Raw genomic sequence first — 25,883 nt, forward strand, 5'->3', positions numbered from 1 at the left:
CATGAACCCGCTTTCAAAAAACACGCGAAGGGCAGGAACGACGATGACAGCGAGCTACGGGGGTCAAAATGGAAAATCCGAGGTGCCCAAGCGGACCCTCTCGTCAGTGGTCGCCTCCCAAATGCGACGTCGGATCGTCGACGGGACCTACCCGCCGGGCATGCAGCTGAACGAGCAGGAGCTCGCGGCGTACTTTGCGACGAGCCGAGCGCCGGTGCGGGAAGGAATCCAGCGACTCGTCCAGGAGGGGCTGCTGGTAAGCGAGCCGCACCGCGGCGTCTTCGTGCCGCAGCTGACCTACGAGGACCTCGACGACATCTACTTCTCCCGCGCGGCCATCGAGCGGGCATCGATGGTGAGGATCACCGAGCGGGGCCTGGCCGCCGCCGATATCGCGGCCCTGGAACATTCGCTTGGCCAGATGGCAGTCGCTACCCGGCAACAGGAATGGCGGGACGTGGTCGCGGCCGACCTGCGCTTCCACGAACTCATCGTGGGCGCCGCCCGAAGTCCCCGCCTGTCGCGCATGTACGCGTCGCTCTTGGGGGAGTCCCGGCTCGGCCTGAACATGCTCGTCGGCAGCTTCGAGGGGCGGGCCGACTACCTCGAGGAGCACCAGCGGATCTTTGACTACTTGGTCGCAGGAGACCGGACCCGGTTGGTCGAGGAACTCGAGTCTCACCTAGGAACAGCCCTGAACACGCTGCACAGACACTATGCGGAGGCCGCGGAACCCCTGCAAAGCCCGTTCGGCGCCGACGCCGAATTGAGTGTGCCTGCTGCCGGGGGCGCACCGAAAGCTCCAGGAGGAAGCAATGACTGACACCCTTACAATCAGCGGGCTCACGGTCGAGCTCGGCCCGCCCGGCTCGCCGCCGATCCTGGACCGGGTCTCGCTCACGGTAGGCCCGGGCGAGATCGTGGCCCTCGTGGGCGAATCCGGATCCGGGAAGAGCATGACCGCGATGTCATTGATGCGCTTGCTGCCACCCGGGGCGCGCATGCGCGCCGACGCCATCAGTCTGGGGGACATCGACGTGCTCCACGCCAGCGAGCACGAGATGAACCACATCCGGGGCGCCCGGATCAGCATGCTGTTCCAGCAGCCCAAGCGGATGCTCGACCCCACCGCCACCGTGGGCGCCCAGGTCGCCGAACCGCTACGCCTGTGCCTTGGCCTGAGCCGGTCGCAGGCGCACGCCCGAGTCATCGAGCTCCTCGCCGACGTCGGCATCGCCGAGCCGGAGCGGCGCGCGCACTCGTACGCCCACCAGCTTTCCGGCGGCATCGCGCAGCGCGTCATGATCGCCATGGCCCTCGCGGGACAGCCCGACGTCCTGATCGCCGACGAGCCAACGACGGCGCTGGACGTCACCGTGGAGGTCCAGATCCTGCAGCTCATCGCGGCGAAGCGGGCGAAGCTGGGCATGTCGGCGCTCTTCGTCTCCCACGACCTCGGAGTCGTCTCCTCCGTCGCGGACCGCATCGCGGTGATGTATGCCGGCCGCATCGTCGAGGAGGGTACGACCCGGGAGATCCTCCATTCCCCGCAGCACCCGTACACCAAGGCACTCGTCAAGTGCGCGATGCTCAAGCCGGAGGCAGACGGGTCCTTGTACACGATCCTGGGCGACGCGAACGCTGCCCGGGCGGTATCGCACGGATGCAGGTTCCGAGCGCGGTGCCTCGTCTGCACGGCCGAGCACCTTGAGCAGAAGTGCGAGAGCGAGGAGCCCGAGCTCGCAGGGTGCGGCAGGGCCGAGCACAGCTCACGTTGCTGGGCGACGATCGAGACGAGGAAGGCGAGATGAGCATGCTCCGCACCGCACCGGTCAAGGACACGGCTCAGCCACTCGCCGTCGACATGGTGGCGCTGGACAACGTGGTCAAGCACTTCCGTCTCGCCCGGAAAAAACTGGTCGGCAGCCCCGAGTCCGTCCGTTCGGTCGACGGGATCAGCCTGCGGGTGCGCGCCGGCGAGGTGCTTGGCCTGGTCGGGGAATCGGGTTCGGGCAAGAGCACCCTGGCACGGGTGATTCTTCGATTGCTCCCACCTGACTCGGGAACCGTGAGCATCGATGGCCAGGACGTCTCCCGAGGGGGAAGGGCCCTTCTCAAAAGCCTTCGAGCCAAGGCGCAGCTGGTCTTCCAGGATCCCCACGCCGCGATGGATCCGTGCATGACCATAGGCGTGGGCCTCGCTGCGGTCCTGCGTACCCACGGGATAGGCACGAGGGCCGACCGGTGGGCGCGGGTCGTGGCGGCGCTCGCGGAGGTCGGGCTCGATGCTTCTTACCTGGACCGGTACCCGGGCGGTTGCTCCGGCGGCCAGCTCCAGCGCGTTGTCATCGCGCGTGCGCTCCTCACGAACCCCAAGCTCCTGATCTGCGATGAGCCGACGTCGGCCCTGGACGCGTCCGTCCAGGCCAAGGTGCTCAACCTCCTCGCTCGGCTGCGCAAGGACCACCGGTTGACGATGGTCGTGATCTCCCACGACTTGCGGGTGGTCCAGTACGTCAGCGATCGCGTCGCGGTGATGTACCTCGGCCAGATCGTGGAGACGGCGGACAGGGAGGACCTGTTCCAAGGATCGCTGCACCCCTACACCATCGCACTGCTCTCCGCGGCACTGGCTACCGACGAGAAACATCCGGAGCAGCTAGTGGCGGCCGGGGAGCCTCCATCGCCGATCAACCCACCGGCAGGATGCCGGTTCAACTCCCGGTGCCCGCTCGCCACCGAGCAGTGCCGCACAGAGATGCCGGCGCTGCTCGAAGTCGCCCCTGGCCACGAGGTCAGGTGCCATCGATGGACCGAGTCGCGCGCACTGCTGATCCAGACCCAGGAGCCCACGATGTGACTCACCGTCCCGCCTTCCGCTAGACCCCATCCCCGACAGCCGGCCCCCGAGAGGAACGGCAATAGCCAAATGCGAAGAGTCGGATCGCGACCATCACGATATTCATCCGAGAACGGAGAACTAAGAACATGAGCATTGAAACTGTCATCTTGCATCACGAGCCTCAGGGAACAGGCCTTGCGGCAAAACTGAACTGGCTCCGGGCCGGCATACTCGGTGCCAATGACGGCATCGTCTCAGTTGCCGCGGTCGTCGTCGGCGTCGCAGGCCTTACAACGGAGACTGGTCCCATCCTCGCTGCGGGTATGGCCGCCGTCGTGGGCGGCGCCATTTCGATGGCCCTCGGTGAGTACGTCTCGGTCAGCAGTCAGAGCGACAGCCAGAAGCAACTCATCGAGAAGGAGACCCGGGAGCTGCGTGAGCAGCCGGAGGAGGAATTCGCTGAGCTCGTGGGGATGTACCTGTCGAAGGGGCTGTCCCAGGAGACAGCATCGAGGGTCGCCATGGAGCTTACGGAGACGGATCCCCTGCGCGCACACCTCGACATCGAACTTGGAATCGACCCTGACGAGATCGTGAGTCCGTGGCATGCCGCCATCGCGTCGGCGGTCTCGTTCCTGCTTGGCTCGATCCTCCCGATACTCTCGATCCTCCTGGCCCCCGCAGCGGTCCGTGTCCCGCTGACATTCGCGACGGTCCTCATCGCCCTCTTCCTTACCGGATGGGTCGGCGCGTGGATCGGCGGCGGCTCCAGGCTCAGGGCCTCGAGCCGCGTCGTCGTGGGAGGCGCCCTCGCACTGGCCGCGACGTTCGCGATCGGAAGCCTCCTGGGCACCACGGGTATTGCCTAAACATCGAACAATCAAGAGGAGCGCGCATGAAGCAGGAAGATCGGGTCGTCGTGGTTGGGTCCGGGATAGCCGGTGCGGCATGCGCCGCGACGCTGCGGGAAGGAGGGTACGACGGCGAAGTCACAGTCGTGCGCGGCGAGGACGCCCTGCCGTATAACCGCACGGCCGTGAACACGAAGATGTTGTCCACGGCAGTCTCCCACCTTGAGTTGACCCTGCCGGAGGCGCGGACACCCGACGTCGAATGGCTCTCGCCGGACGAGGCTGCGGCATTGGACCCCGTGCGCCGGGAGGTGGGGCTTGCCAGCGGCAAGGTGCTTCGATACCGCTCCCTCGTGATAGCCACCGGCTTGCGCGCGCGGTCCTGGCCGCGGAGCGCCTGTTCGATGCCGGACCGAGTGGTGACCCTGCGCACCTCGGAGGACGCAGCACGCATGAGGTCGCTGCTCGGCTGGGCCGGCAATCACCTTCGGCGCTCTGGGCGCGTGATCATCCTGGGTGCAGGGCTGACCGGAGGGGAAACGGCTAGCCTGCTCAGTGGCGCCGGAGCGGAAGTGGACCTGGTCGCGAGGCAGCCGGTACCCATGTCGGACCGGCTCGGCCGCAATGCGGCCGCGTGGCTCCTGGACCGCCACAACGAGCACGTGCACACGCACATGGGGCGCACGGTCACCGGCTGCAGCGTCGGTGGGGACGGGGTCATGGTCCGCCTGGATGACGGACACCGACTGACGGGCGACCTGCTCCTGTTGGCGGTGGGCAGCCTCCCGAACACCGAATGGCTCCAGGGCAGCGGGCTTGACGTGGAGGACGGGGTGGCCGTCGACCCTTCGCTGCGGGCGCTCGGGGCCGAAGGGGTCTACGCGGCGGGGGATGTGGCCAGGGTCGCGACAACTGCGCGAGCCCGACGCACCGAGAACTGGGCCAGCGCTCTCGCCCAAGGCCGGCACGCGGGTCGCTCGGTCCTCCACGACCTCGGCCTGGGCGAGGCGCCCGGGCCGTTCTCGGACCTGCCGGTCTACACAAGCAAGATCTACGGGACAAAGCTGACCATGCTGGGGGAGACCGGCGCCGCCCTGCACCAGACCCCTATCCCCGGGGATACCCCGGTTCCGCTGACGGTGTTCACCGACGAGCGGGAATGCCTCCGGGGGGCCGTCGCAGTTGGCGTCGAGCAGCTGGAGGACTCGCTTGTCGAGGCCATCCGGGACCGGATTCCGCTCAGCAGCCTGCTTACCGCGGCCGCCGTCGGCAAGGTTCACCGCTAGGCTCCGTCGCGCAGCCCGCCTTCAGAAATCCGCAGGCCGGCCTGGGCCACCAGTTCGGCCAGCCATGGGCGATGCCCTCGATGAAAGACCATCCCAGGTGGAAGTCCCTGCACGGTGGGAACCGAATCTGCAATGTCGATGGTTACCCGGCCGCCCGCCATAGGCGCGTTGGTGATATGCAGGTCGCCGTAGGAAGGCGGCAGCTTCGGGTCCATCCAGAACCCGCCGCGGGAAACATGGGTGTCGTATCTCATCAGGCTCGTCACTAGTTGGATGGGTGAAGTCGCTGCCCACGCCTGGGGCGAGCATGCGGTCGGATAGGGCACGGGTTGGCTGTACTGGTCCCGGCTGAATCCGCAAAAAAGCTCCGGAAGGCGGCCTTCCGAGTAGTCAGCGGCTTCAAACAGGGCGGACGCAATCCGTTGAGCCTCTTCGACGAATCCGTAGCGCATCAGGCCGGCGGCAATGACGGCGTTATCGTGCGGCCAGACGGAGCCGTTGTGGTAGCTGGCAGGATTGTAGGCGCCCATGTCGCTGGCCAGGGTTCGCACGCCCCAGCCGCTGAACATCTCAGGGGACATCAACCGTTCGGCGACCAGCGGCGCTTTGTCCTCGTCTACGAGGCCGACCCAAAGGCAGTGCCCCATGTTCGAGGCGCAGGCATCCACCTGCCGTTTGTTGCCGTCCAAAGCTATGGCGTAGTACCCACGATCGGGCATCCAGAACTGCTCATTGAACCGTGCCTTCAACTGGGCAGCCCGATCGGCGAGTTCGGTCGCCAAAGCTGCGTCTCCGTCGTCGTAGGCAATCCAAGCTCGTGCCATGTACGCGTCATAGATGTAAGCCTGAACTTCGCAGAGCGCGATCGGCGGTTCTGCGAGGGTTCCGTCGGCGAAGTTGATCCCGTCCCAGGAGTCCTTCCAGCCCTGGTTGATCAAACCCCGGTCGTTGAGGCGCTCGTACTCGACGAAGCCGTCGCCGTCCCTGTCTCCGTAGTCCCGGATCCAATCCAAAGCCCTGTCCGCGTGGGGGAGCAGGGCGGCGATGGTGTCCTTGGCAAAGCCCCAACGGCTGACCGAGCCCAAGACCGTCACGAACAGCGGTGTCGCATCGATGCTGCCGTAGTAGATGGACTTGCCTCCCAGGGCCAGGCTGCTGGAGACGTCCAGCCTCACCTCATGCAGGATCTTGCCGGGTTCCTCCTCTGTCACCGGGTCGACCACCGCCCCCTGCCGGTCCGCCAATGTCTGCAGCGTGCCAAGAGCCAAAGATGGATCAACGGACATGGCCATTTCCGAGGCCCAGAGCGAGTCCCGGCCAAACAGCGTCATGAACCATGGAGCACCGGCTGCCACGACGATCCTCTCCGGGTGGGTGGGGTCCTCGATGCGAAGGGCGCCAAGATCGTCGTAGCTTCGCCGCAGCGTCCGTTCGATGGAGTGGTTGCCCATATGGAGAACGGGGATCTTGGCCACCCATTCCTGTCTGCGGCGGTCGCTGCGTGAGAGTTCGCCGACGGCGGGATGAACCACAGTTGCCGCCGGCACCATTCCGTCATGCACTGGCGCGACGGTGAGCACCGTTTTCCATTGGCCACGTGGCGGAATCGTGGTGCGATACGTCAGCGCATCCGGGGCGACATCCGCACCTTCGGACTTGATGACGACGGCCTTGCGGATGTCCTGCCAACTTGCACGGATGGTGAGTTCATGTTCGCCCAGCTCGCGTGATTCGCTCCATTGGCGCTGGATCCGGGCTTCCTTCACCTCGAACACGTCCGCGAAATCGGAACCTACGCTGAACGAGATCGAGCATTCTGCTGGCTCCATGGAGTGGTTGTGCACCGTGACATGCTCCAGGATTCCAACGCCGACTTCACGAATGCGCTCCACGATGAGCGGACTGTCCCCATATCCTTCCGACCGGACAACACGGCCTGCAAAAACGGCCCGGTAAGGCTCCTTGGTCTGGGCTGCCAGGGGCTCCAATTGTTGGCCGTTGATGGTCAGGTACCAACGCGACAGGATGCGGGTGTCCTGGACGAACACCCCGTGCGGTGAATCCGGATGGATGTCCCCGTTGGGCAACGAGATGCAGAACGACGTACCTTCCACGAGGGTTACCGTCCCGGCGCCGAGCGGGCCGGCGGCCGTGTCAGCATTCCATCCAGCCATTGTTGGCTCCTTCAAGAACCCCGTGTCAGGCAGCCCCGGCCTTTCGCCTGGCGCTGACCGTCCCTCCTGCATCCTCACACCGACGCTACTCCTGCGCGCGGATGCGGGCCAGAGAGGTCGGGGCAGGCGCCGCGCCTGACCGGGACATTTTCCATCTCAGCCCTATCGTCGATTGTTGACAATTGCTAAGGTTAAGTTTGTGCTCTTCCGAAGACGGTAGGCACTTTCGAAGGGCGCAGTCCCAGAAGGAGTAACAATGGTCAAGGCCACTATCATGAGCGATGCAAACACAACGAACCCGGGCGAGCACAGCCCCAAGGCAACGTCCAGCACCCCGGGGCAGACGGAGGTGTCGTTGCGTCTTTGGGCCCGCGAAGGGCTGAAGACGGGCATCTGGGAAGTCACTCCGGGAACGTTCGCGAGCACCCGGCCGGGCTATGACGAGATCTGCCAGATCCTGAGCGGCACAGCGACCATCACGGAAGAAGACGGAAGCAATTTCGAAGTCGGTCCGGGTTCCCTGTTCGTCACGCCTGCAGGGTGGCGGGGTACCTGGGAGATCCACGAGACCCTCCGGAAGATGTGGGTTGTGATTGACCTTCCCGCCTAAGTAGCCGCGGCCTGGTCGACCGGAAAAGCGCCCCCGGGACAGGAGCAACTGTTCCGGGGGCGCCGGCGGGCGGCGCCCCATCCCATCAAATCCTTTGCCAACATGACTTGGTTTCATCGCCATTTGTTCGCGAAATCGTCAACTGTAGACAACAGGATGAACGTCATGAACTCTCACCTCACTGCCTCCGCGATCGCCTACACCATCCCTCCGCTTTGGCAAATGCTGTCCCTATTTGGCTACTTCGTCGGCCTGTTCGCGGCCATCGGCACCACCGTGACGTATGCGGCAGTGGTACGCCCGGCACTTCGAATACCAGGCAACGAGGGCGGCGATGTCGAGACCCTGCGTCGCCGGACTGCGACCTTCCTTGCGTGGGCCGGGGTCCTCCTGGCCGTCACCGCCTACTTCCAGCTCGCGGCCTTCGCGGCCCAGTCGGGGAAGGGGGCGCCGTACGGCGATGCCCTGGAACCCGGACAGATATGGGCCTTCATGAGTGCGCCGGCGAAGCCGGGCAACTGGGTTTCGGAAGGCGCGCTCTTCCTGGTGCAGAGCCTCATTATCGTCCTGACCTCCGCCCTGCTGATCGCCCTCTTCAGCCCACGCGCACGGCGCCGGCTGGACAGGCTGGCGCTGACGGCGCTGCCCCTTGCCCTGGCGGCGACGCTGATCAGGCTCGTACCGCCGGCCCCCTTCGCGACCACAGAGGCTCTGCTCACCAAGGTCTTCCTGCAAACCCACATTGTCAGTGGCGGCATTTGGCTCGGCGGTCTGGCCCTGCTCGTCGTCCTTGCTGGCACCCGTCGCAGTCTGAGCGATCGCGCCGGCCTGCTGTGGGCGGACATGTGGCGGCGTTTCGGCTTTGTCGCACTGACAAGCGTCGGAGCGGTACTGATCTCGGGCCTGTGGCTGACCTGGCAGCACATCGGCAGCATCCCGCAGCTGTGGACCACGACCAATGGACTGATCCTGCTGGTCAAGATCATTCTGGTATTGGGCATGATCACTGCCGGCGCCGTGAACTCGTTCTGGCTGATGCCACGCATCGCCCTGGCCCGTCACGCCGACCCGGCCGCCTCCCTCGTACACCTGACCCTTGGTCACTTCCCGAAGGTCGTCTGGACCGAGGTCGCCCTCGGTGTAGGCGTACTGACAGCCATTACCTTCTTCAACGGGTCGGCCCGCGTCGAGGCGACGGGCCAAGGCGCCCCGCCGGTTGACGCAGGCCTCATCACCGCCGGCGTTGTCCTCTCCCTCACGCTGGCGGCTTCCCTCTACGCCTCTGCGAAGGCCTCGGATGCCCTGGCCCGACACCAGATCGCCGCCCATGCGTAGCGGTGCCGCGGCGGGTAAGACCCGTCAGTTACGTGTCCGCCTGAGCTCGGGGGAAGCTGGTCGAACCCCGTGTGATGAGCCTCGTTGCGAGCTCAACCCTGGGCCCCTCCGTGGTTGCGTCGATGCCTTCTTTCTGATTCGTTAGGCGCAGGAGCATGCGGAAGGCGGTCGCTCCCATTTCCTGAATAGGCTGCCTCACAGTGGTCAGTTGTGGTGTCGCCCAAGTTGCTTCGGGAATGTCGTCGAATCCGACGACGCTGACGTCCCCGGGGATGTTGAGCCCGAGGTAGCGCACGGCGTCGTAGACGCCGAGAGCCATCAGGTCCGACGCTGCGAAGATGGCCGTGGGCCTGTCCTCGCGGCTCAGGACGTCGACGGCGAAGTCGCGGGCCTCGTCGCGGTTCCAATCGGCGGCACCGACCAACCGAGGCTCGACGTGCAGGTCCGTGGCCGACAGGGCAGAGCGAAAACCGTCGAGGCGCGCTCGACTGTAGAGGTGGTTCTTCACTCCTCCGATGAGGGCGAAATGCTTGTGCCCGAGGCTCAGTAGGTGCTCCGCCGCAATCCGTCCACCTTCCCAGTTCGCCACGCCCACGCTTGCGGTACTACGCGGAGCAGGGCTCATCGGATCGACGAGGACCACGGGTATGCCAGCCGTATCGAGTGCACTCAGCTGTGTCGACGTGGGATCGACCAGGACGACGATGGCTCCGGTTGACGGGCGGCGCAGGAGCCGGCTCACCCAGTCGCGGCCCGCGCGGGCGATCGTGAGGACCACGTCGCAGTCCGCGACCGCCGCGGCTTCTTCTACGCCAGTGAGAATGCTGTTGGCCCATGAGCCTTCGATGTTGCTCACCACGAGGTCGACGAGGCGAGGCGTGGTCGCGAGCGAGCGACCCACCGGGCGGGGTCCCTTGGCCTTCGCGTAGCCCATCTCCTGTGCGATCCGGACCACGCGCTCACGCGTTGCGAAGGAGACGTCTGTCGCTCCGCGGAGAACCTTTGACACCGTCGGTGTACTGAGGCCGGCCGCGGCTGCTACATCGGCCAAGGTCGGTTTCTTGCCACCTGCTGCTGGACTGCTATTTTTGCGCAAAAAAGTTTTCCTTTGATCTCCAAATTGCGATATGTATACTCTCTCTGCGCAAAAGGATATTTGAAAATTGCGCAACTTTTCAATAGTCGATGACCCGGTGGCGGGTCGAGGAGGAAAGTCGATGGAGACTTCACGTTTTACTACATCGAGGCGGGGCTTCTTGGGCCTTGTCGGAACCAGTGCGGCCGTCGCCGCTCTTGCGGCCTGCTCGACTGGGGGCGGTGGCGGTGGGGCAAGTAGCAGTTTGAAGTTCTGGAACATGCCCTGGGGTACTCCCGCGTTCAACACGCTCGACAGCAAGATCACCCTTGGCTACAAGCCGGAGTCGGGGCTTCCTGGGGCGACTTATCAAGCAATCCAGTGGGCAAACTTCAACCAGACTTTCTCGTCTGCCCTCGCATCGAAGACCGGGCCCGCCATCTCCTCGGGAGGCGGAACACAGGCATTTCAGTTCGCCAAACAAGGCTTTATCGCTCCCGCGGACGGCCTCATCGATAGCTGGAAATCCAATGGCATCTACGATGACTTCCTTCCTGGAGTCCTCGACACGATGAAGACCGACGCCGGATACGTCGCCGTTCCGTACAACCTTGACATGCGGGTGAACTGGTACAACAAGGAGCTACTCGAAAAGGCGGGCGCGACTCCTCCCACTGACTGGCAGTCCTACCTCGACGCGGCGGCCGCTCTGAAGAAGATCGACGTGTACGGGTTCGCGGCCAACGGCAACGCCAGTGGCGGCAACGCTTTCCAGATGATCGTGGGCCTGATGATCAACAACGGTGGCGGCATCTTTGACGAGGAGCACAAGCCGAATCTGGTGACTGCCGCGAACATCGAAGCGCTCGAGTTCGTGCGCGAGAACATCAGCAAGGGCTACATGGACCCTGCCGCCATCAGCTACACGGCGACGAACGCGAACTCGCAGTGGAAGGCCGAGAAGTTCGGCATGGGCTTCGACGTCCCCAACCTCGCGGCCAACGTCGGTGGAGCGTCCGCATCGCAGTTGGTCGTCGGTGATCCGCTCACCAGCGCCAGCGGCAAAAAGGGCGCCCTGTATTTCCCGAACAACATCATGATGTACAAGAACACCCCCAGCCAGAAGGGCTCGGAGGCGTTCATGACCTATTACTACCAGAACATGAAGGCCCTTTGGACCCAGAACACCGGCATCGGCCTCCCGGTTTTGAAATCAATCGCGGCGACCCCGGAATTCCAGTCGGACCCAAACGCAGTCAAGATCGTCAAGATGTGGCAGCCTGTCGCCAAGACCTGGGCAGCGCCCGGCGGAACCGCCCTTTTCTCGAACATTTCTTACGTAGACAGCACACCCGCTATCTCCGACTTCGGCCAGAACGTGCTCTCAGGTAAGTCTTCGAAGGACGCCCTGACGACATTCCAGGCCACGTTGACGTCGCTCATCAAGGACTGATCCATGACATCCACGAGCATCGCCGAGAGCGTCAAACGTGCACGCCGTGGGGTCGGGCCGGCCGGGGCGGGACGGAAGCCCGGTCCGGCGCCCGCCGGTCGGGCCAGGAAACGGTTTACACCGCGTACCTGGACGCTCATAGCATTCGCAGCGCCGTCCCTCATCCTCCTCCTGCTCCTCAACGTCTACCCGCTCGTCTATGCCTTGATTCAAGCGCTCCATGACGGCACCCTTCTCGAAACCGGCCCCTTCGTCGGATTGAAGAATTTCGGCGACGTACTCGCCCTGCCCTCGTTCTGGTCGGCGACGTCCTTCACCGTCGTCTTCACGGTCGTTGGCGTGTTCGGCTCGTGGCTCGTCGGGCTCGCGCTGAGCCTGCTGCTTCGCACCCACATCCCGGCCGGCGGACTGTTCAAGGTACTGCTTCTCCTGCCGTGGATCGTTCCCACGGTCGTCTCCGCGACGTCGTGGAACTGGCTGGTGGCAACACCTCAGAGCCCGTTTCCAGTGATCGCGGAGCATCTAGGCTTCGGAAACGTGCTCTTCCTGGCCGACCCGATGCTCGCGCAGGTCGTCGTCTGCCTTTTCAAAGTGTGGATTTCGTTCCCGTTCATGATGATGATGATGTCCTCGGCTCTCGCCTCGGTTGACACAAACGTCTACGAGGCCGCGAAGGTCGACGGTGCGACAGGGTGGCAGTCGTTCCGGCTCATAACCCTTCCGCTGATTGCGCGCACGACGTTCGTGTCGTGGATTCTGATGACGATCTTCTGCGTGAACGACTTCCCGACGATCTTCCTGCTCACCGGCGGGGGCCCGGCACATGCGACGACGTCGCTGGTCCTGCTCGCCTACCTCACCGTCTTCCAGAACTTCCAGACCGGGCCCGGCGTCGCCATCGCGTTCTTGATGACGTTCGTCCTCGTGGTGATCTCGGTCGTTCTTTACCGCCAGATCCGAAAGGTCAACGTCGAATGATAACGACCAGTGCTCCCCAAGAAGAAGTCCGAACGGGACCCACGGACAGGGCCGGAACTCCGGCCGACCGCCAGACCTTACAGGACATCCGTGAGAGAGGCAAGTGGCCCCGCTTCGTCTTGATCCTGCTCATGACCGCCGTCGTCCTGGTCCCGATCGTCGCCGTCTTCGGACTGTCGCTGACACCGTCACTCGGCTCGAACGCAGAAGGTCTCACCTTCGAGAACTTCGGGAACATCTTCACGCAGACGGCCGTCCTGACCTGGCTCGGCAACAGCCTTGTCATCACCGCCTGTACCGTCGTTGTCGCCGTCGCGGTCGCGGCTCCCGCCGGTTACGTTCTGTCCAGGGCCCGCAACCGGCTCGTGTCGGGATATTCGCTCATCCTGTTCGTCGTGCAGTCCCTGCCCGTCGTCACCTCGGCGATCCCGCTCTTCATCTTGTTCGCGAACCTTGGGTTGGTCGACAGCCTCTTTGGCGTCGTGATCATCTACGTCGGTGCCACGATGTCGGTCGCCATCTGGATGATGGCCGCCTACTACGACTCCATCCCCATCGCTCTCGAAGAAGCCGCCTGGATAGACGGTGCCTCGATCTTCGGTTCGTTCACCCGCATCGTCCTCCGGAACTCCCTGCCGGGCGTCCTCTCAACCGCGATCTTCTCGTTCCTCCTGGCCTGGAACGACTACCTCATCGCCGTCGTGTTCCTCCGGTCCGACCCGAATTACACCCTTCCGGTCGGTTTGGAATCCTTCTTCCAGCAGAACGCCACCAACTGGGGCCTCGTCATGGCGGTCGCCGTCGTGATGATGCTCCCGCCGATTATCCTGTTCGCGTTCCTCAACAAGCACTTCTCGGTCGGCGGAATCGGCGGGTCGCTTTCCAGCCGCTGAGCGACGCCCGCAAGAACGCATCAACTATGTCGCATGGCGGCAGCAAGGAAAACATGAGTACCCCTGATCCAGGATTCACGACCAAAACCGCACTCGTCGTGCGCGGCGGTTGGGACGGGCACCAACCCGTCGAGGCCACAAACCTCTTCATCCCGTTCCTCAAGGCGCGCGGCTACACGGTCCGCGTGGAGGAATCCCCCGCAGTCTATGCTGACAGCTCCTACATGCCCTCGGTCGACCTCATCGTCCAGTCGAACACGATGACCTCGATCGAGAAGGAAGAGTTCGAAGGCCTCCGATCAGCCGTCGAAGCGGGAACGGGACTCGCAGGCTGGCATGGCGGCATCGCCGACTCCTATCGCAACAACTCCGACTATCTGCAGTTGATCGGAGGCCAGTTCGCTGCGCACCCCGGCAAAGCTCCCGAAGAGCTCACCGGCGAGCAGGCTGACAATTATCGCCCTCACACCATCAACATGACCGAAGCTGCAGCCTCGCACCCCATCACCGAAGGCATCGGCGACTTCGAGCTGACCACTGAGCAGTACTGGGTACTCCACGACGACTACAACGACGTGCTCGCGACCACCACCCAAGCCGTCCGGCCCTGGGATCCGTGGAACCGCGAAATCACCTCACCCGCCATCTGGACCAGGCAGTGGGGCGAGGGCCGCATCTTCGTCTCTACTCCCGGTCACCGTGTCGACATCCTCGAGAACCCGAACGTCAAAACCATCATCGAAAGGGGACTGCTGTGGGCGTCCCGCTAACCGTCGGAGTCATCGGCGTCGGAAAGATCAGCGAACAGTACTTCGAAAGCCTCCCGAAGCTGCCCGGTCTCAAGCTCGTCGCTGTCGCAGACATCAACGAAGAACGAGCGCACGAGGTCGCGGCCGAGCAGGGCGTCGAAGCCCTGACAGTCGATGAACTCCTTGCCCACGACCGAATCGACTCGATCATCAACCTGACCATCCCCGCAGCGCACGTCGAAGTCGGGACGCGGGCGCTCCACGCCGGCAAGCACGTCTTTGCCGAGAAGCCCCTCGCGCTGTCCCCGGAAGAAGCCCTCCCCATGCTGGAGCTTGCCGACTCTTTGGGACTTCGAGTCGGGAGTGCCCCCGATACGGTCCTCGGCACGGGCGTCCAAACTGCCCTGCAGCTGCTCAACTCAGGCGCCATCGGCGCACCGGTAGCGGCGCAAGTTCACTGGTCCGCACCCGGACACGAACGCTGGCACCCGTCACCCCTCTTCTACTACCAACCCGGCGGCGGCCCACTATTCGATATGGGTCCCTACTACCTGACCAGCCTCGTCATGTTCTTCGGACCCGTCGTCCGCGTATCGGGAGTAGCCACAAGGTCCGACCGTGCGCGAACCGTCGAGACCGGCCCCCTGGCCGGCACGCCGATTCCCGTCGAGATCGACACCCATGTCAGCGCGATCCTCGAGCACGCGAACGGGGTGACCACCACGATCACGGTCAGCTTCGAAGTCTGGGCCACCCGGACACCGCTCTTCGAGATCTACGGCACCGATGGCACCATCGCTGTCCCCGACCCGAACCTGTTCTCCGACCCCGTCGAACTGGTGACCAGGGAAGTACCGGAACGGCGTGAGGTGCCAACCTCTGCTGGTTACGAGGACGCCGGGCGAGGTTACGGCCTCGCAGACATGGCCAGAGCGATCGAGACAGACCGCCCACATCGGGCCTCCGGACGGGTAGCGTTCCACGTCCTCGAGGTCATGGATGCCATCACGCGCGCGAGTCGAGAGCGTCGGGTCATAGAAGTGGACAGCACGGTCGACAGGCCGGCCGTCGTGCCCTTTGGCGCGGCACCCGACACCTGGTAGCCGCGCGAATCGCGCATGGCGCACCGCGCCCTCTTCCGGCTCATCGTCCGGAAACCTAGCTGAATCTACTCATAGACTTTGGAGAATTTGACCATGGCATCTTCGCCCCGGCTCGTCGTCAATCTGGATATCGCGGGCCCCACCATCAGCCGTCACGTCTACGGCCATTTCGCTGAACACCTTGGCCGTTGCATTTACGGCGGCTTCTGGGTGGGGGAGGACAGCGGTATCCCCAACACCCGGGGCATCCGGAATGACGTCGTGGAAGCCCTGCGCGAACTCCGGATCCCCAATCTGCGCTGGCCGGGCGGCTGCTTCGCCGACGAATACCATTGGCGTGACGGCGTCGGCCCCCGCGAGCAGCGCCCCCGCATGGTCAATTCCCATTGGGGCGACGTTGTTGAGGATAACTCCTTCGGTACTCATGAGTTCATGGACCTCTGCGAAATGCTCGGCGCGGACGCCTACGTCAACGGCAATGTGGGTTCCGGCACAGTCCAGGAGATGAGCGAGTGGATCGAATACCTCACCCGCGCCGATGACTCACCCATGGCCGCCCTCCGACGGCAGAACGGCCAGGACGAGCCCTGGAAGGTCCCTTTCTTCGGCATCGGCAACGAGCCCTGGGGGTGTGGTGGCCACTTCCGCGCTGAGGCGTATGCAGATGTGGCCCGGCAGTACAGCACGTTCGTCCGTTCCCACAATGGAAACGAGGTGTACCGGATCGCAGCCGGTGCCAACGCCGATGACGTGGCCTGGACCAAGGCCCTGATGGAGGCGCTGCATGACAAGGGTGGCGTGGACCGCAAGGCGTTCCCATACCAAGGCATTTCCCTGCATTACTACACAATGTCCGGCCACTGGGACGCGAAGGGCTCTGCCACTGAATTCAGCGAGGAGGAGTACTGGAAGACCGTCAAGGCAGCCCAGCATATCGAGACCCTGCTGAGCGCCCACTCCACCATGATGGACGTCTACGACCCGCACAAAGCGGTGGGGCTGGTCCTGGATGAGTGGGGCACTTGGTGGGACGTGGAGCCCGGCACCAACCCCGGCTTCCTGTACCAGCAGAACACCGTCCGCGACGCCCTGGTGGCGGCCATTCATTTCGATTCCTTCCACCGCCACGCGGACCGCCTGGTCATGGCCAACATCGCCCAAACCGTGAATGTCCTGCAGGCCATGCTGCTCACCGATCCGGAGAGCGGCGCCCTGGTCAAGACCCCCACCTTCCACGTCTTCGCCATGAACGCAGGCCACCAGGACGCCGCGGTGCTGCACACGTACGTGGACTCCGGCGCTTCGTATGAGCTGGATGGTGCCCAGCTCCCGACATTTACTGCGTCTGCCAGCACGAAGGACGGCCAGGTGCTCATCTCCGTGGCCAATCTTGGGCTGGAGGATGAGAGCGAGGTGGTCCTGGATCTGCGCGGCGGCCGGCTGGAGCACGTGGAGGCCTTGGTGCTCAGCGGTGACAGCGTCGCAGCGTTCAACGCGCCGGCGCACCCCTACGCCGTCGCTCCCCGTCCTCTGGAGGTGAAGGAACGCGACGGCCAGCTGGTACTCCGCCTGCCGGCCCACTCGTTCTCGACGGTTCGCGGCACACTGGCCGGTCAGATGCCCGAGACCGTCGTTTCCGCCGCTTCCGCTACGGTGACAATCGCGCCCGCCACGGGCAGCAAGCCCTGCCTCAACTGCTGAGCAGTATTAACTCCTGGCAGACGGCCCAAGTAAGTGGTTGGTGGAAGTGAGTTTCTCTTCCGTTTACCCACCCTTGAACGCTAAACGTCGAGGACGAGTTCTGGCGTATTTGCACGGGACACGCAGATGAGCATCGTCGCCCCCGATTCGCGGTCGGCGTCGCCAAGGAGGAAGTCGCGGTGGTCAGGAACGCCGGCGATCACTTTGGTCTCGCATGTACCGCAAATGCCTTCCTTGCACGAGGTCGGCACGACGATTCCGACCCGCCCCAACGCATCTGTGATCGACTCACCAACAGCCACTTCACAAGTCACGCCGCTGCGCTCCGCGACGACGGTGAACACGCTTGAGCCCGCTTCCACGCCTTCGTCGAGGCTTCCGGCAGCAAATCTCTCCAGATGCAGTGTGCCGGTCGGCCACGTCCCACAGAGTTGCTGGACTGCGTCCAGAAGTCCCGTAGGTCCGCAACAGTAGACTTTCGTGTCGAGCTGAGGCACTCCCAGGAGTGCCTGAAGGTCGATCCGGCCGAGTTCGTCTTGGGGCACTATTTGGACCCGTGACCCGTAGCGCTGGAGTTCGTCAAGGTAGGCCATCGACTCTCGAGACCGGCCGCCGTAGACGAGGCTCCATTCGATGCCGTCTTCGTTGGCTTTTCTGATCATGGGCAAGATTGGGGTTATGCCGATACCGCCTGCGATAAAGAGCGCCCGCTCGCTGCTGCTAACTGCGAAGGGGAAGTTGTTCCGCGGTCCGCGCACGGTCACTGCGTCGCCCACCTGGAGATCGTTGTGCACGTATTCTGACCCTCCGCGACTTTCGGGAGCCAAGAGCACCGCCACCTCATACGAGTCGGTTTCGTTGGTGTCGTTACAGAGCGAGTAATGGCGGATCAGCCCGTTAGGCAGCTCGAATTCGAGATGTGCACCCGGATCCCAATTGGGGAGGGGAGCACGGTCGCCGCGCGCAAGGCGCAGCGACCGCACACCGGCGGCCACAAGTGAAGCCGCCGTGATCTCAAGAGAGAGCTCCAGGTCAGATGACATGGGAGGCGCCCAAGCTAATCTGTAGTGGTTTCTCCCAACGACCTGTCAGATAGGCTGTGGCGAGTTGGGCTTGGAAAGCACGGACGCCGTCCTCGCGTTCATCGAACGGACCTGGGCGGTAACCGTCAGTGAGCATGCCCTGGTAAACGGACTCGCAGGCGCCGAAGTCCTGCTTGTTGGTGATGTCCCAGAAGTCCGCAGCGAAGGACGGGTCAAATCCCGGCCGCTCGGCAACCTCGCGCGGGAAGTACCACGTGCACTCCACCCACGTCTCGCCCGGGGAAAGTGGCACGAGCCGATGGGTCATCACGTAGTCCGGCTGGAGCGTCAGTAGCAGGTTGGGGGCGAGCATGAAGTAGAGCGTCCAGCGGGCCTGCTCGTCATCAATTCCGACGATGCGGTCGCCGCCGCTGCGGCCGTCGAGGCTGTTCGTGTCCGCGTCGTCACGAAACTCCAGGCCGCCGCCCAGCCACATGCCTGTCTGATGCAGGCCCATTGCGGATTCCGGCGGGGCGACGCGGCAGAGCTCGGGGTGAATTGACGGGCAGTGGTAGCACTCGAGGTAGTTCTCGACGACGGTCTTCCAATTGGTCTTGAGAGTGTAGTTGTGTGACTCACCGACAACCATATCCGTGGGGTCCCATGGAGCCACCACCTCGGTCAGATTGCCGACCCACTCGCTGAACTCAGGGGCGTCACCGGAGGCGTTGATGAAGATCCAACCGAACCACTCGACGGATCGGACCTCGAGCAGCGGCCACTCCTCCTTGTTGAAGTTCTCGGTGTCCATGAACTGGGTCGCCGACCGAAGCTCCCCATTGAGGCCGAAAACCCAAGCGTGGTACGGGCACTGCACCAACTTCTTGTTCGTGCACGCGCCCACCGGAAGCAATTCGTGGCCGCGGTGGCGACAAGCGTTGTAGAAGGCATGGAGGGCGCCGGAATCGTCGCGGGTCAGCAGGATGCCCTGGGTGCCGACTCGGACGGCACGCTGGTCCCCAGCCTTGGCGACGTCGCTGCTGCGGCCGACGCAGACCCACGCGGCCTCGAGGAGGTGCTTGCGCTCCCAGTCAAGAATGTCCTGTGATAAGTAGGCGTCTGCGGGCAGCGTCCGGGCATCCGAGAGTCGTTCTTCGAGCACAATGTCCAGGTCGGATTTGGTGAGGGGTGCCGGTGGCAGTGAAGTGGTCACTTGTCGTCTCCATCGTCGATAGTCGAGCTGATAGGGACTAACGTTATTCAGGCGCACTGCGCATCAACATAGGCATGCGCACCGTTCAAGCCGCCCTAACTGTGCGCGCCCACATTCACGATTGGGACTTCGCGTGCTCGACGAGCAGATTGTCTGAGAGTGGCGTCTGTAGTCCGAAGGTGACGCCGAAGGGATCCGCGAGCAGCGCGAAGGGACCTAGGGCAGACTCCGTGACCGGCACACGAACCCTGGCCCCGAAGTCACTCAGGCGCGCAACCTCCCCTTCTAAATCAAGCACCCGCCAGTACGGAATCCAGTGCGGTGGGACGGATTCCGGGAGAACATCAAGCATGTCGACCACACCCGCGACTGGCTCATCGCCCCAGGCCAGGAATCGGTAGTCGCCCGGGGTTGGCTTCAGTTCATGAATTACACGACACGACAATGCGTTCGCGTAATAGTTCGCGGCTTCCTTTGCCCGTGGCGTGTAGAGATCGACAAACGCCACCTGCCCGAGTCTCTGCGGTTGCGGCTTAGAGCCGACAAGCTCAGCGAGCACGAAAAGCGCTCCAGCGGGCGCCGAGTACACACTCAGGTCCTGCCCACCTACAGCCAATTTGGCCACCAAGTCGGCGCCGAAATCTAGGGCTCGGCGAGCCGATGCGTCCTTGTCAGTGCTCCCGAAGCACGGAATCCAGCAACCTGATGGGGGTATCGGCGCGTCGACTGACGGTACGAAGGACACCGTTTGGCCGGAGTCTGAACCTTCGTGCAATCGGTCCATTACCAAGTTGAAAAACGCGCGTGTTGCGCCCGTGTCTCCGCCTAAGAAGAGGACGCTCTCCATGGCGACCCGGACGTTGTTAGTCATCCTGAACTGTACCTCGTTCGAAAAGGGAGGAGAGATTGGCGCTGGAGCGAAGATCCAGACCTGACGTGGCCAGCCAGAAGTGAGCGTAGTTGCTTGGCGATGACACGTCGCGTCCGGTGAGTTCTTCGATTAGCCGCAGGCGGTTGCGCAGGGTGTTTCTGTGTACGAAGAGCGCAGCTGCCGTCGCGCTCATGTCGCCGTCTTCTGCGAGGTAGCAGCGGAGTGTGTCTACCAGCAGGGTGTCGTTCTTTCGGTCGTACTCCACCAACGGAGCCAGAGCTTCGGCCGAGAGGTCGCGAAGCGGTACCCCTGCCTCCAGACTAGCTATCAGGAGGGCCGTCGCCAGATCTTGCGTCCGATGCACATGAACACCGTACCCTTCAGCCAGCGCGTTGCGCGCCTCGAAGTAGCCTAGCCTCAGGCCCCGCACTCCAACGCGCGGCTTACTTACACCGACTCGTGCGTTGGGCCCGAGCCTGGCCAAATGTTCGTGGCAGAGCCGCGCCACGAACAGGCCGGCTTGTTCTGGAACGACTAGTACCAATCTGTCGTCCACGATCGTCCGCAGGTGCGGATCGTTCTGCTGGGTCAGCAACGTGTGCAGGTTCCAGGGGTACGACCGGAGCCGGCGAGGCGAACCATCGGCGGACCCGACGACGACCTCGTGCGGCTTGGCTACGTCCAGGCCGTGGTCAAGGAGTCGTCGCGCGCCTTCTTTTTCGCCGAGGTAACCGGCAATCACGTCTTCAAGGACTTGGCCCAACAGCTCTCTTCGCCCGCTCAAGATGGCGTGCCGTCGTGACAGTTCGATACCTGCCAGGGTGGCGGCAAAAGTGAGGAGCTTCGTCGACGCGCCTTGTCCACGCATGGCCAGCACGGCGACTGGTTCCCCTTCCAGCTCAACCGACCGAAGGATGCATCCGGCGACGGGACTGTCCGGAGGAGGCGATACGGCGACGAGTTCCTTCGCCATCCATTCCGCTCGCTCAGGTACACTCACCAGCACGCCGCCACGCAGATCGATCACAGCCACAGGCGCAGAAGAGATGCGGTATAACGCCCTCACCAGCGCATGCAGCGGCCGTTCGGCGGTGAGCGCGTCGGCCAATGCCCGGTGGTCGGCGAAATCTGAATCGGCCGCCCTCATGATTCGAATCATACCTTCTGGACGGCTACAGAACCCGACGACGATTCGGTTACCAAAGGGGTCCGCAAGTCGGGTACCGCTGTTGTGTCGAAGCAGCGTTGCGGCGCTTGGGCTCTTGCGTCATCCAGTCGGTTCACGTCGGCTGAGTCAAAGGACAGGCTGGCGGGCCAACGTACCGCCATCAACCGTGAGCGTTTCACCGGTCATGTATGCGGAGGCGTCGGAGATCAGGAAGCCAACAACGGTCGCGATCTCCTCGGGCAGTCCGAACCGGCGCATCGGTGCCCATCGCGCAACCACGTCATCGGACAGGCCGGTGATCCAGGGCTCCGCCATCGGCGTTCGGATCAGGCCGGGAGCAACGCAATTGACGCGGATGCCTGCGTCTGCGAGCTCGATAGCGGACGTCCTTGTGAGTGAAATCAACCCCGCTTTTGAGGCGTTGTACGCCGCGAAGTTGGCCTCCGGTGCCAAACCGTTGATAGAAGCGATGTTGACGATAGAGCCATGGCCCGCGGCCCTCATCACCCGCGCAGCAGCGGCGGAAGTCAGCGCCGGTCCGCGCAGGTTCGTGTGCATCGTCGAATCCCAGTCCGCGGCCGTCACGTCGACAAGCGCCGTCGACTCGAAGATCCCGGCGTTGTTCACCAGTGCATCGACCCCGCCGAAGAGATCGACACATCGCCCAACGACTTTGGAGCCCACTTCAGGGTCAGCAAGATCGGCTACCATTCCTTCAGCAGTACCGCCGACTTGCTTGAGCTCAGCGGCTACTGCCTGCGCCTCGGAAGCACTACGCGAACAGACCAGGACACGGTCGCCGCGTCGGGCGAAGTGCTCTGCGCACGCGCGACCAATTCCTCTGGTTCCTCCGGTGACAATCACGCGCCGGCTTGCGTGGTTTTCGGTGTCGGCCACGTCTACTTCCTTTCGAGTTAGTCGTTTGTGCTAGTTACGCAAATGAGTCAAGGCAGCGGGTAAAGAATGATGGGATTGAAACGGCGGAAGAGTCTTGCATGACGTCGTCTACGATGCTTTTGCAATGCCATGTCCGGCCTTCTTCTCGTTATGAGCGCAGTCCATCTTCATCTTTAAATCTGAAGGGTGACATGAAGAGCGGCCCGGCAGCGGCACAAGAAGCGATTACGCCCAGGCAAATGCGGGCTCGCATCCGATGCCGGCCAGACCGCCCTTCACAGGGTTTTCGATTCGGCTCACATGATGTCTACAACTGAGCTGATCGTGCTTGCCGCCGACGCTCACGCTCCGCCTGGACCTGGCGCATTTCCTCTTCGAGGGCGATAGCGTCTTCGCCTTCTGGCAACGCGGGCGCAGGAAGGCGCCAGGCCATCGGCTTCTTGTCCTGGACCACGCGTCGGTAGATGTAGAGCACGACGGACAGGAGCAGGATGGCGACAGCGACGAGGGTGTCGCGGAAGTCGCCGTAGCCGAGGAGCTCAGGATTGGCGACGCCGACGACGGTGATGACGATGTTGAATGCAACCAAGATGACGACCACCGCGATCCAGCCACGACCGCGGCGGATCGGACGCGGCCAGTTCGGGCGGTCCTTGCGCAGCAGGAGGAAAGCGGACAGACCAAGGATGATCGACAGCAGGTAGCCAAGGTTGCTGGCCAGCAAGATGCTCACGGGTGCCCCGACAAGTACCATGACCGTGGCGTTCAGGAGCACGTCCAAAGTGAGGGACCGTCCGGGCACTCCCCAGCGGTTCACCCAGTGGAGCTGCTTGATGGTCATACCTTCTTCAGCTAGGCCGTAGAGTGCCCTGCCGCCGTCGGCCGTCGTGGAGATGATCGCGATCAGCAGGGCGGATCCGATCACGATGGTACCGATCCAGCTGGCGCCGCCGAAGGCTTCGCCGAACGCCACCGACACATAAGTCACCGGGTTGTCGCGCACCGCTCCCTCACCGATGGTGCCGGCGAGCACGGTCGGGACCACGCAGAACAACACGATCATGAACATCGAGATGCGAGTCATGGCCTTGGAGGTGTCGCTCGACGTGTTCTTGTACTCTGGCGCGAAGGACGCGACAATCTCACTGGCGTAAACCGCCCAAGCGGTCACGTACAAGACGACTGCGACCGTGCGCCAGTCTCCGTTGACATACCAGGTCATGTTGCTGGCCGACCAGTGCAGCGATGGGCTAACTAGGCACGCGACCGTCACCACAGCGAGGCCGACGATGACGAAGACGCCCAGAAACTTGTTCACGGTTGCGCCGAACTTGAGGCCGAAGTAGTTGAAGGCCCAGGCGAACAACATGGCGCCGAGAGCAATGATGTGCTCGAGGCCGAGTTGGTTTCCGAGGATGCTGAAGCTCAGGTTATTGCTCGGGAACCACGTGGCCTTGATGAGTTGCCCTAAGACAACTGAGGCCATCGAGATCGACAGGGACCAGCCAATCCAGTACCCGAACGCCGCCATGGCTCCTAGGGGAGCGAAGTACCGCTTCCAGCCCTCGATCGCATAGCGGGCTACGCCGCCCGAGTCCCGAGGGAACATCGCCGCCATCTCGGAGAATACGAAGCACTGGAGCAGGGCGATGACGGCTCCCACGCACCACACGGTGATCGCGGTCCAAGCGCCAACGACTCCAAGAAGGTATCCGAAGGTTACGAATAGGCCCGTGGGCAAGGTCAGTGCAAGCGCCATTCCGTCACGCCAGGTCAGGGTCTTAGCGAGCCGGCGACGCTCGGTAACAACCTCGGTAACGACCTCGGTCTCGGTCATATTGAAGTCTTTCTGTGTGAGTGCGCTGTATCTGAGGCAGGAGCGCTGTGAGAGGAGGTGCTGAGCAACTGTGTGTGGACCTCACGGCCGGCGCGGATGCCGGACTCGATGGCACCGTCTATGAAGCCGTTCCACCCGTTAGCAATATCCGATCCGGCGAAGAACACGCGACCTTCGGCCTGTTGGAGTTCGGAAAGGTACGCGACCGTCTGGCCAGGTCGGAACATGGACCAGGTGCCCTGGGAAAACTCGTCATTTGCCCAGTTGTGCCCGGTGGTTTCCACGATCTCGAGGTCTCCGAAGATCTTGCCAAGTTCCTCACGCACCATCCCGGCATCGGAGGCGTCTGTGTTTGCCCCATCGGGACCGAACGCAATCAGTATCTGGCCGTCGTCGAAGATTTTGTCCGTTACGACATAGTTGATCAGATGATTGTCGGGGGCGACCGCGAAGAAAGGCTTGGGCAGGTTACCGCGGACCCGCACCCAGACTTTCGAGCCGCGGCCGGCTTGCCGCTCAGCACTGACCGTTCGCTTGCCGGGCGAGAGTTCCGGAGTGAACTTGATGGACCCGAGTGTGTTGACCGGAACAGCCATGACGACTCCCGACGCTTGGAGAACCTCGCCGTCACGCGTGACGACGCGGACGCCTTCATCGTTCTGTTCGACTGAAGCGACCGGGGTGCTTAAGCGAATTTCTGCGAGGGAGTCGTCAGCGATTGCCTCAATCAAAGATCGGGTACCGTCCTTAAACTTGTACCGTCCCACGGCGTCAAACATGGTCCCGATATTGAAATCGCTCAGTGCGTACCAGCGCATGGCTGCAACGACGCCGACCTCATTGCATGGAGCGGAACCCATGGCACCCCAAAGCCCGTTAGCAAGGTCTTTTTCCTCCTGGGAGATGTCCAGCGAGTCGATGCGATCCTGGATGGACAGCTTGTCGACCTCCGCGAGGGCTTCCGGATGCAGGAAAGGCTCGAACGGCCTATCGAAGACGTCGCGGGCACCTGCGACCACTTTTTCCATCACGGCGTTGATTGAGTCGGCCACCTCGTCGTACTTTCGGATGCTCTGCTTACCACCGGTCACCGTGGCTGCCAGTTCCGGCCCAGAGACGCCAACGGTCTCGACCAACTGGAGGCCGTAGCGGGTGATTTCCGAGTACACGTGGGGTTGGAACCAGTGCACCCAGGTGCCACCCAGCTCCAGCGAATAACCCGGAAGTGCATCATCCTTGTACCAAGTGCGTCCACCGAGGCGGTCGCGACCTTCCAGCAGCGCGACCTTGTAGCCTTGGCGGCCGAGTTCGCGTGCAGCAGTGACGCCGGCAAATCCGCCGCCGATGACAATGACGTCGTATGATTTATTGCTCATTTTCTTCTGCTACCTTTATCCGCTGATTACAAAGAACTTTTTGATGGGCTCATGAACGTGAGCAACGGTCTTTGTTCCCTTCGGAAACGATGCGACGTCGCCTGCTTTCAGGGAGACCGACTCGCCACCTATCACCTCGACGGTCATGCGACCCTCTAACATGTAGACAGATTCGTCACCGAGGAGCTCGTCTTCCACCCCGCAGGGCTCGCAGGTGAAGAGGCCGACGTAGAGTTGACCTTCGCCGTCTGTGGACGTCCGGAGCCATTGAACCTTGGCGGCCGGTGTTCCGTAGAGAACATTCTCCAAGGGGTAGTCCTCGGGAGGACTGAGGTGTTCTGTTGAAACCGATAGTTCAATCATTTGCGTTTCTTGCCTTCCTAATCATTCTGATTCGCTCTGCTTTGTGTGGCCAGACCGGCCGCGAAAAAGCAGTGTGGTTCCTGAAT

General features: G+C 63.0%; 23 protein-coding genes. 13 read left to right on the forward strand and 10 right to left on the reverse strand.

The features are described from left to right. The first annotated feature begins 43 nt into the window (after positions 1-43). The 5 genes from QRN52_RS22120 to QRN52_RS22140 all read left to right on the forward strand — a co-directional run bounded on the left by QRN52_RS22120 (position 44) and on the right by QRN52_RS22140 (position 4,979). Complete coding sequence (locus QRN52_RS22120; RefSeq protein WP_284755864.1) at positions 44-823, forward strand: GntR family transcriptional regulator; 780 nt, start codon at positions 44-46, stop codon at positions 821-823. Continuing rightward, complete coding sequence (locus QRN52_RS22125; RefSeq protein WP_284755865.1) at positions 816-1,811, forward strand: ABC transporter ATP-binding protein; 996 nt, start codon at positions 816-818, stop codon at positions 1,809-1,811. The genes QRN52_RS22120 and QRN52_RS22125 overlap by 8 nt, the downstream gene beginning before the upstream one ends. Then, the gene (locus QRN52_RS22130) at positions 1,808-2,860 is read left to right on the forward strand and encodes an ABC transporter ATP-binding protein (protein ID WP_284755868.1); all 1,053 of its coding nucleotides are present in this window, start codon (positions 1,808-1,810) and stop codon (positions 2,858-2,860) included. Before QRN52_RS22125 ends, QRN52_RS22130 begins: the two co-directional genes overlap by 4 nt. A 128-nt stretch (positions 2,861-2,988) precedes the next feature. Then, the gene (locus tag QRN52_RS22135) at positions 2,989-3,711 is read left to right on the forward strand and encodes a VIT1/CCC1 transporter family protein (protein ID WP_284755870.1); all 723 of its coding nucleotides are present in this window, start codon (positions 2,989-2,991) and stop codon (positions 3,709-3,711) included. A 26-nt stretch (positions 3,712-3,737) separates the two neighbouring features. Then, positions 3,738-4,979 carry an NAD(P)/FAD-dependent oxidoreductase gene (locus QRN52_RS22140; RefSeq protein ID WP_284755871.1) on the forward strand — a complete coding sequence of 414 codons (1,242 nt, stop codon included), beginning with the start codon at positions 3,738-3,740 and terminating at the stop codon, positions 4,977-4,979. Here QRN52_RS22140 and QRN52_RS22145 read toward each other — a convergent pair. After that, on the reverse strand, positions 4,976-7,153 hold the full coding sequence (locus QRN52_RS22145; RefSeq protein WP_284755872.1) for an amylo-alpha-1,6-glucosidase: 2,178 nt from the start codon (positions 7,151-7,153) through the stop codon (positions 4,976-4,978). The genes QRN52_RS22140 and QRN52_RS22145 overlap by 4 nt on opposite strands. A gap of 256 nt (positions 7,154-7,409) precedes the next feature. Between QRN52_RS22145 and QRN52_RS22150 the strand changes: the two genes are divergently transcribed. Next, on the forward strand, positions 7,410-7,763 hold the full coding sequence (locus QRN52_RS22150) for a cupin domain-containing protein (RefSeq protein ID WP_284755873.1): 354 nt from the start codon (positions 7,410-7,412) through the stop codon (positions 7,761-7,763). Positions 7,764-7,928: 165 nt separating this feature from the next. After that, positions 7,929-9,098 carry a CopD family protein gene (locus QRN52_RS22155; RefSeq protein WP_284755874.1) on the forward strand — a complete coding sequence of 390 codons (1,170 nt, stop codon included), beginning with the start codon at positions 7,929-7,931 and terminating at the stop codon, positions 9,096-9,098. A gap of 28 nt (positions 9,099-9,126) precedes the next feature. Here the strand turns inward: QRN52_RS22155 and QRN52_RS22160 are convergent, their stop codons facing one another. Next, the gene (locus QRN52_RS22160) at positions 9,127-10,149 is read right to left on the reverse strand and encodes a LacI family DNA-binding transcriptional regulator (RefSeq protein WP_284755876.1); all 1,023 of its coding nucleotides are present in this window, start codon (positions 10,147-10,149) and stop codon (positions 9,127-9,129) included. A gap of 304 nt (positions 10,150-10,453) precedes the next feature. Here QRN52_RS22160 and QRN52_RS22165 point away from each other — a divergent pair, with 304 nt between their 5' ends. The 6 genes from QRN52_RS22165 (at position 10,454) to QRN52_RS22190 (ending at position 17,050) form a co-directional block, all read left to right on the forward strand. Next, positions 10,454-11,626 (forward strand): ABC transporter substrate-binding protein, encoded by a 1,173-nt coding sequence (locus QRN52_RS22165; RefSeq protein ID WP_284755878.1) that lies wholly within the window; start codon positions 10,454-10,456, stop codon positions 11,624-11,626. A gap of 3 nt (positions 11,627-11,629) precedes the next feature. After that, positions 11,630-12,604 carry a carbohydrate ABC transporter permease gene (locus QRN52_RS22170; protein WP_284755880.1) on the forward strand — a complete coding sequence of 325 codons (975 nt, stop codon included), beginning with the start codon at positions 11,630-11,632 and terminating at the stop codon, positions 12,602-12,604. Further along, a complete protein-coding gene (locus QRN52_RS22175) occupies positions 12,601-13,497 on the forward strand; it encodes a carbohydrate ABC transporter permease (protein WP_284755881.1) in 897 nt (298 codons plus the stop codon). Before QRN52_RS22170 ends, QRN52_RS22175 begins: the two co-directional genes overlap by 4 nt. Positions 13,498-13,550: 53 nt before the next feature. Then, positions 13,551-14,267, forward strand: coding sequence for a ThuA domain-containing protein (locus QRN52_RS22180; protein WP_284755882.1), 717 nt, complete (start codon positions 13,551-13,553; stop codon positions 14,265-14,267). Next, on the forward strand, positions 14,252-15,349 hold the full coding sequence (locus QRN52_RS22185; RefSeq protein WP_284755883.1) for a Gfo/Idh/MocA family protein: 1,098 nt from the start codon (positions 14,252-14,254) through the stop codon (positions 15,347-15,349). Before QRN52_RS22180 ends, QRN52_RS22185 begins: the two co-directional genes overlap by 16 nt. A gap of 93 nt (positions 15,350-15,442) precedes the next feature. Further along, the gene (locus tag QRN52_RS22190) at positions 15,443-17,050 is read left to right on the forward strand and encodes an alpha-N-arabinofuranosidase (RefSeq protein ID WP_284755884.1); all 1,608 of its coding nucleotides are present in this window, start codon (positions 15,443-15,445) and stop codon (positions 17,048-17,050) included. Positions 17,051-17,130: 80 nt separating this feature from the next. Here the strand turns inward: QRN52_RS22190 and QRN52_RS22195 are convergent, their stop codons facing one another. From QRN52_RS22195 to QRN52_RS22230, 8 genes are all read right to left on the reverse strand, one after another. Continuing rightward, complete coding sequence (locus QRN52_RS22195; RefSeq protein ID WP_284755885.1) at positions 17,131-18,093, reverse strand: PDR/VanB family oxidoreductase; 963 nt, start codon at positions 18,091-18,093, stop codon at positions 17,131-17,133. Continuing rightward, the gene (locus QRN52_RS22200; protein ID WP_284755887.1) at positions 18,083-19,285 is read right to left on the reverse strand and encodes an aromatic ring-hydroxylating oxygenase subunit alpha; all 1,203 of its coding nucleotides are present in this window, start codon (positions 19,283-19,285) and stop codon (positions 18,083-18,085) included. Before QRN52_RS22200 ends, QRN52_RS22195 begins: the two co-directional genes overlap by 11 nt. A 115-nt stretch (positions 19,286-19,400) precedes the next feature. Further along, positions 19,401-20,156, reverse strand: a complete 756-nt coding sequence (locus tag QRN52_RS22205; RefSeq protein WP_284755888.1) for a VOC family protein — start codon at positions 20,154-20,156, stop codon at positions 19,401-19,403. Continuing rightward, positions 20,149-21,303, reverse strand: a complete 1,155-nt coding sequence (locus tag QRN52_RS22210; RefSeq protein WP_284755890.1) for a PucR family transcriptional regulator — start codon at positions 21,301-21,303, stop codon at positions 20,149-20,151. The genes QRN52_RS22205 and QRN52_RS22210 overlap by 8 nt, the downstream gene beginning before the upstream one ends. Positions 21,304-21,450: 147 nt before the next feature. Beyond that, positions 21,451-22,221 carry an SDR family NAD(P)-dependent oxidoreductase gene (locus tag QRN52_RS22215; RefSeq protein WP_284755892.1) on the reverse strand — a complete coding sequence of 257 codons (771 nt, stop codon included), beginning with the start codon at positions 22,219-22,221 and terminating at the stop codon, positions 21,451-21,453. Positions 22,222-22,528: 307 nt separating this feature from the next. After that, on the reverse strand, positions 22,529-24,058 hold the full coding sequence (locus QRN52_RS22220) for an APC family permease (protein WP_284755894.1): 1,530 nt from the start codon (positions 24,056-24,058) through the stop codon (positions 22,529-22,531). Further along, positions 24,055-25,434, reverse strand: coding sequence for a flavin monoamine oxidase family protein (locus QRN52_RS22225; RefSeq protein WP_284755895.1), 1,380 nt, complete (start codon positions 25,432-25,434; stop codon positions 24,055-24,057). Before QRN52_RS22225 ends, QRN52_RS22220 begins: the two co-directional genes overlap by 4 nt. 15 nt (positions 25,435-25,449) lie before the next feature. Continuing rightward, complete coding sequence (locus tag QRN52_RS22230) at positions 25,450-25,797, reverse strand: cupin domain-containing protein (protein ID WP_284755896.1); 348 nt, start codon at positions 25,795-25,797, stop codon at positions 25,450-25,452. Between the last annotated feature and the right edge of the window lie 86 nt (positions 25,798-25,883).

Origin of the sequence: Arthrobacter sp. efr-133-R2A-120, from assembly GCF_030209835.1 — a bacterium.
GTDB lineage: Bacteria > Actinomycetota > Actinomycetes > Actinomycetales > Micrococcaceae > Arthrobacter.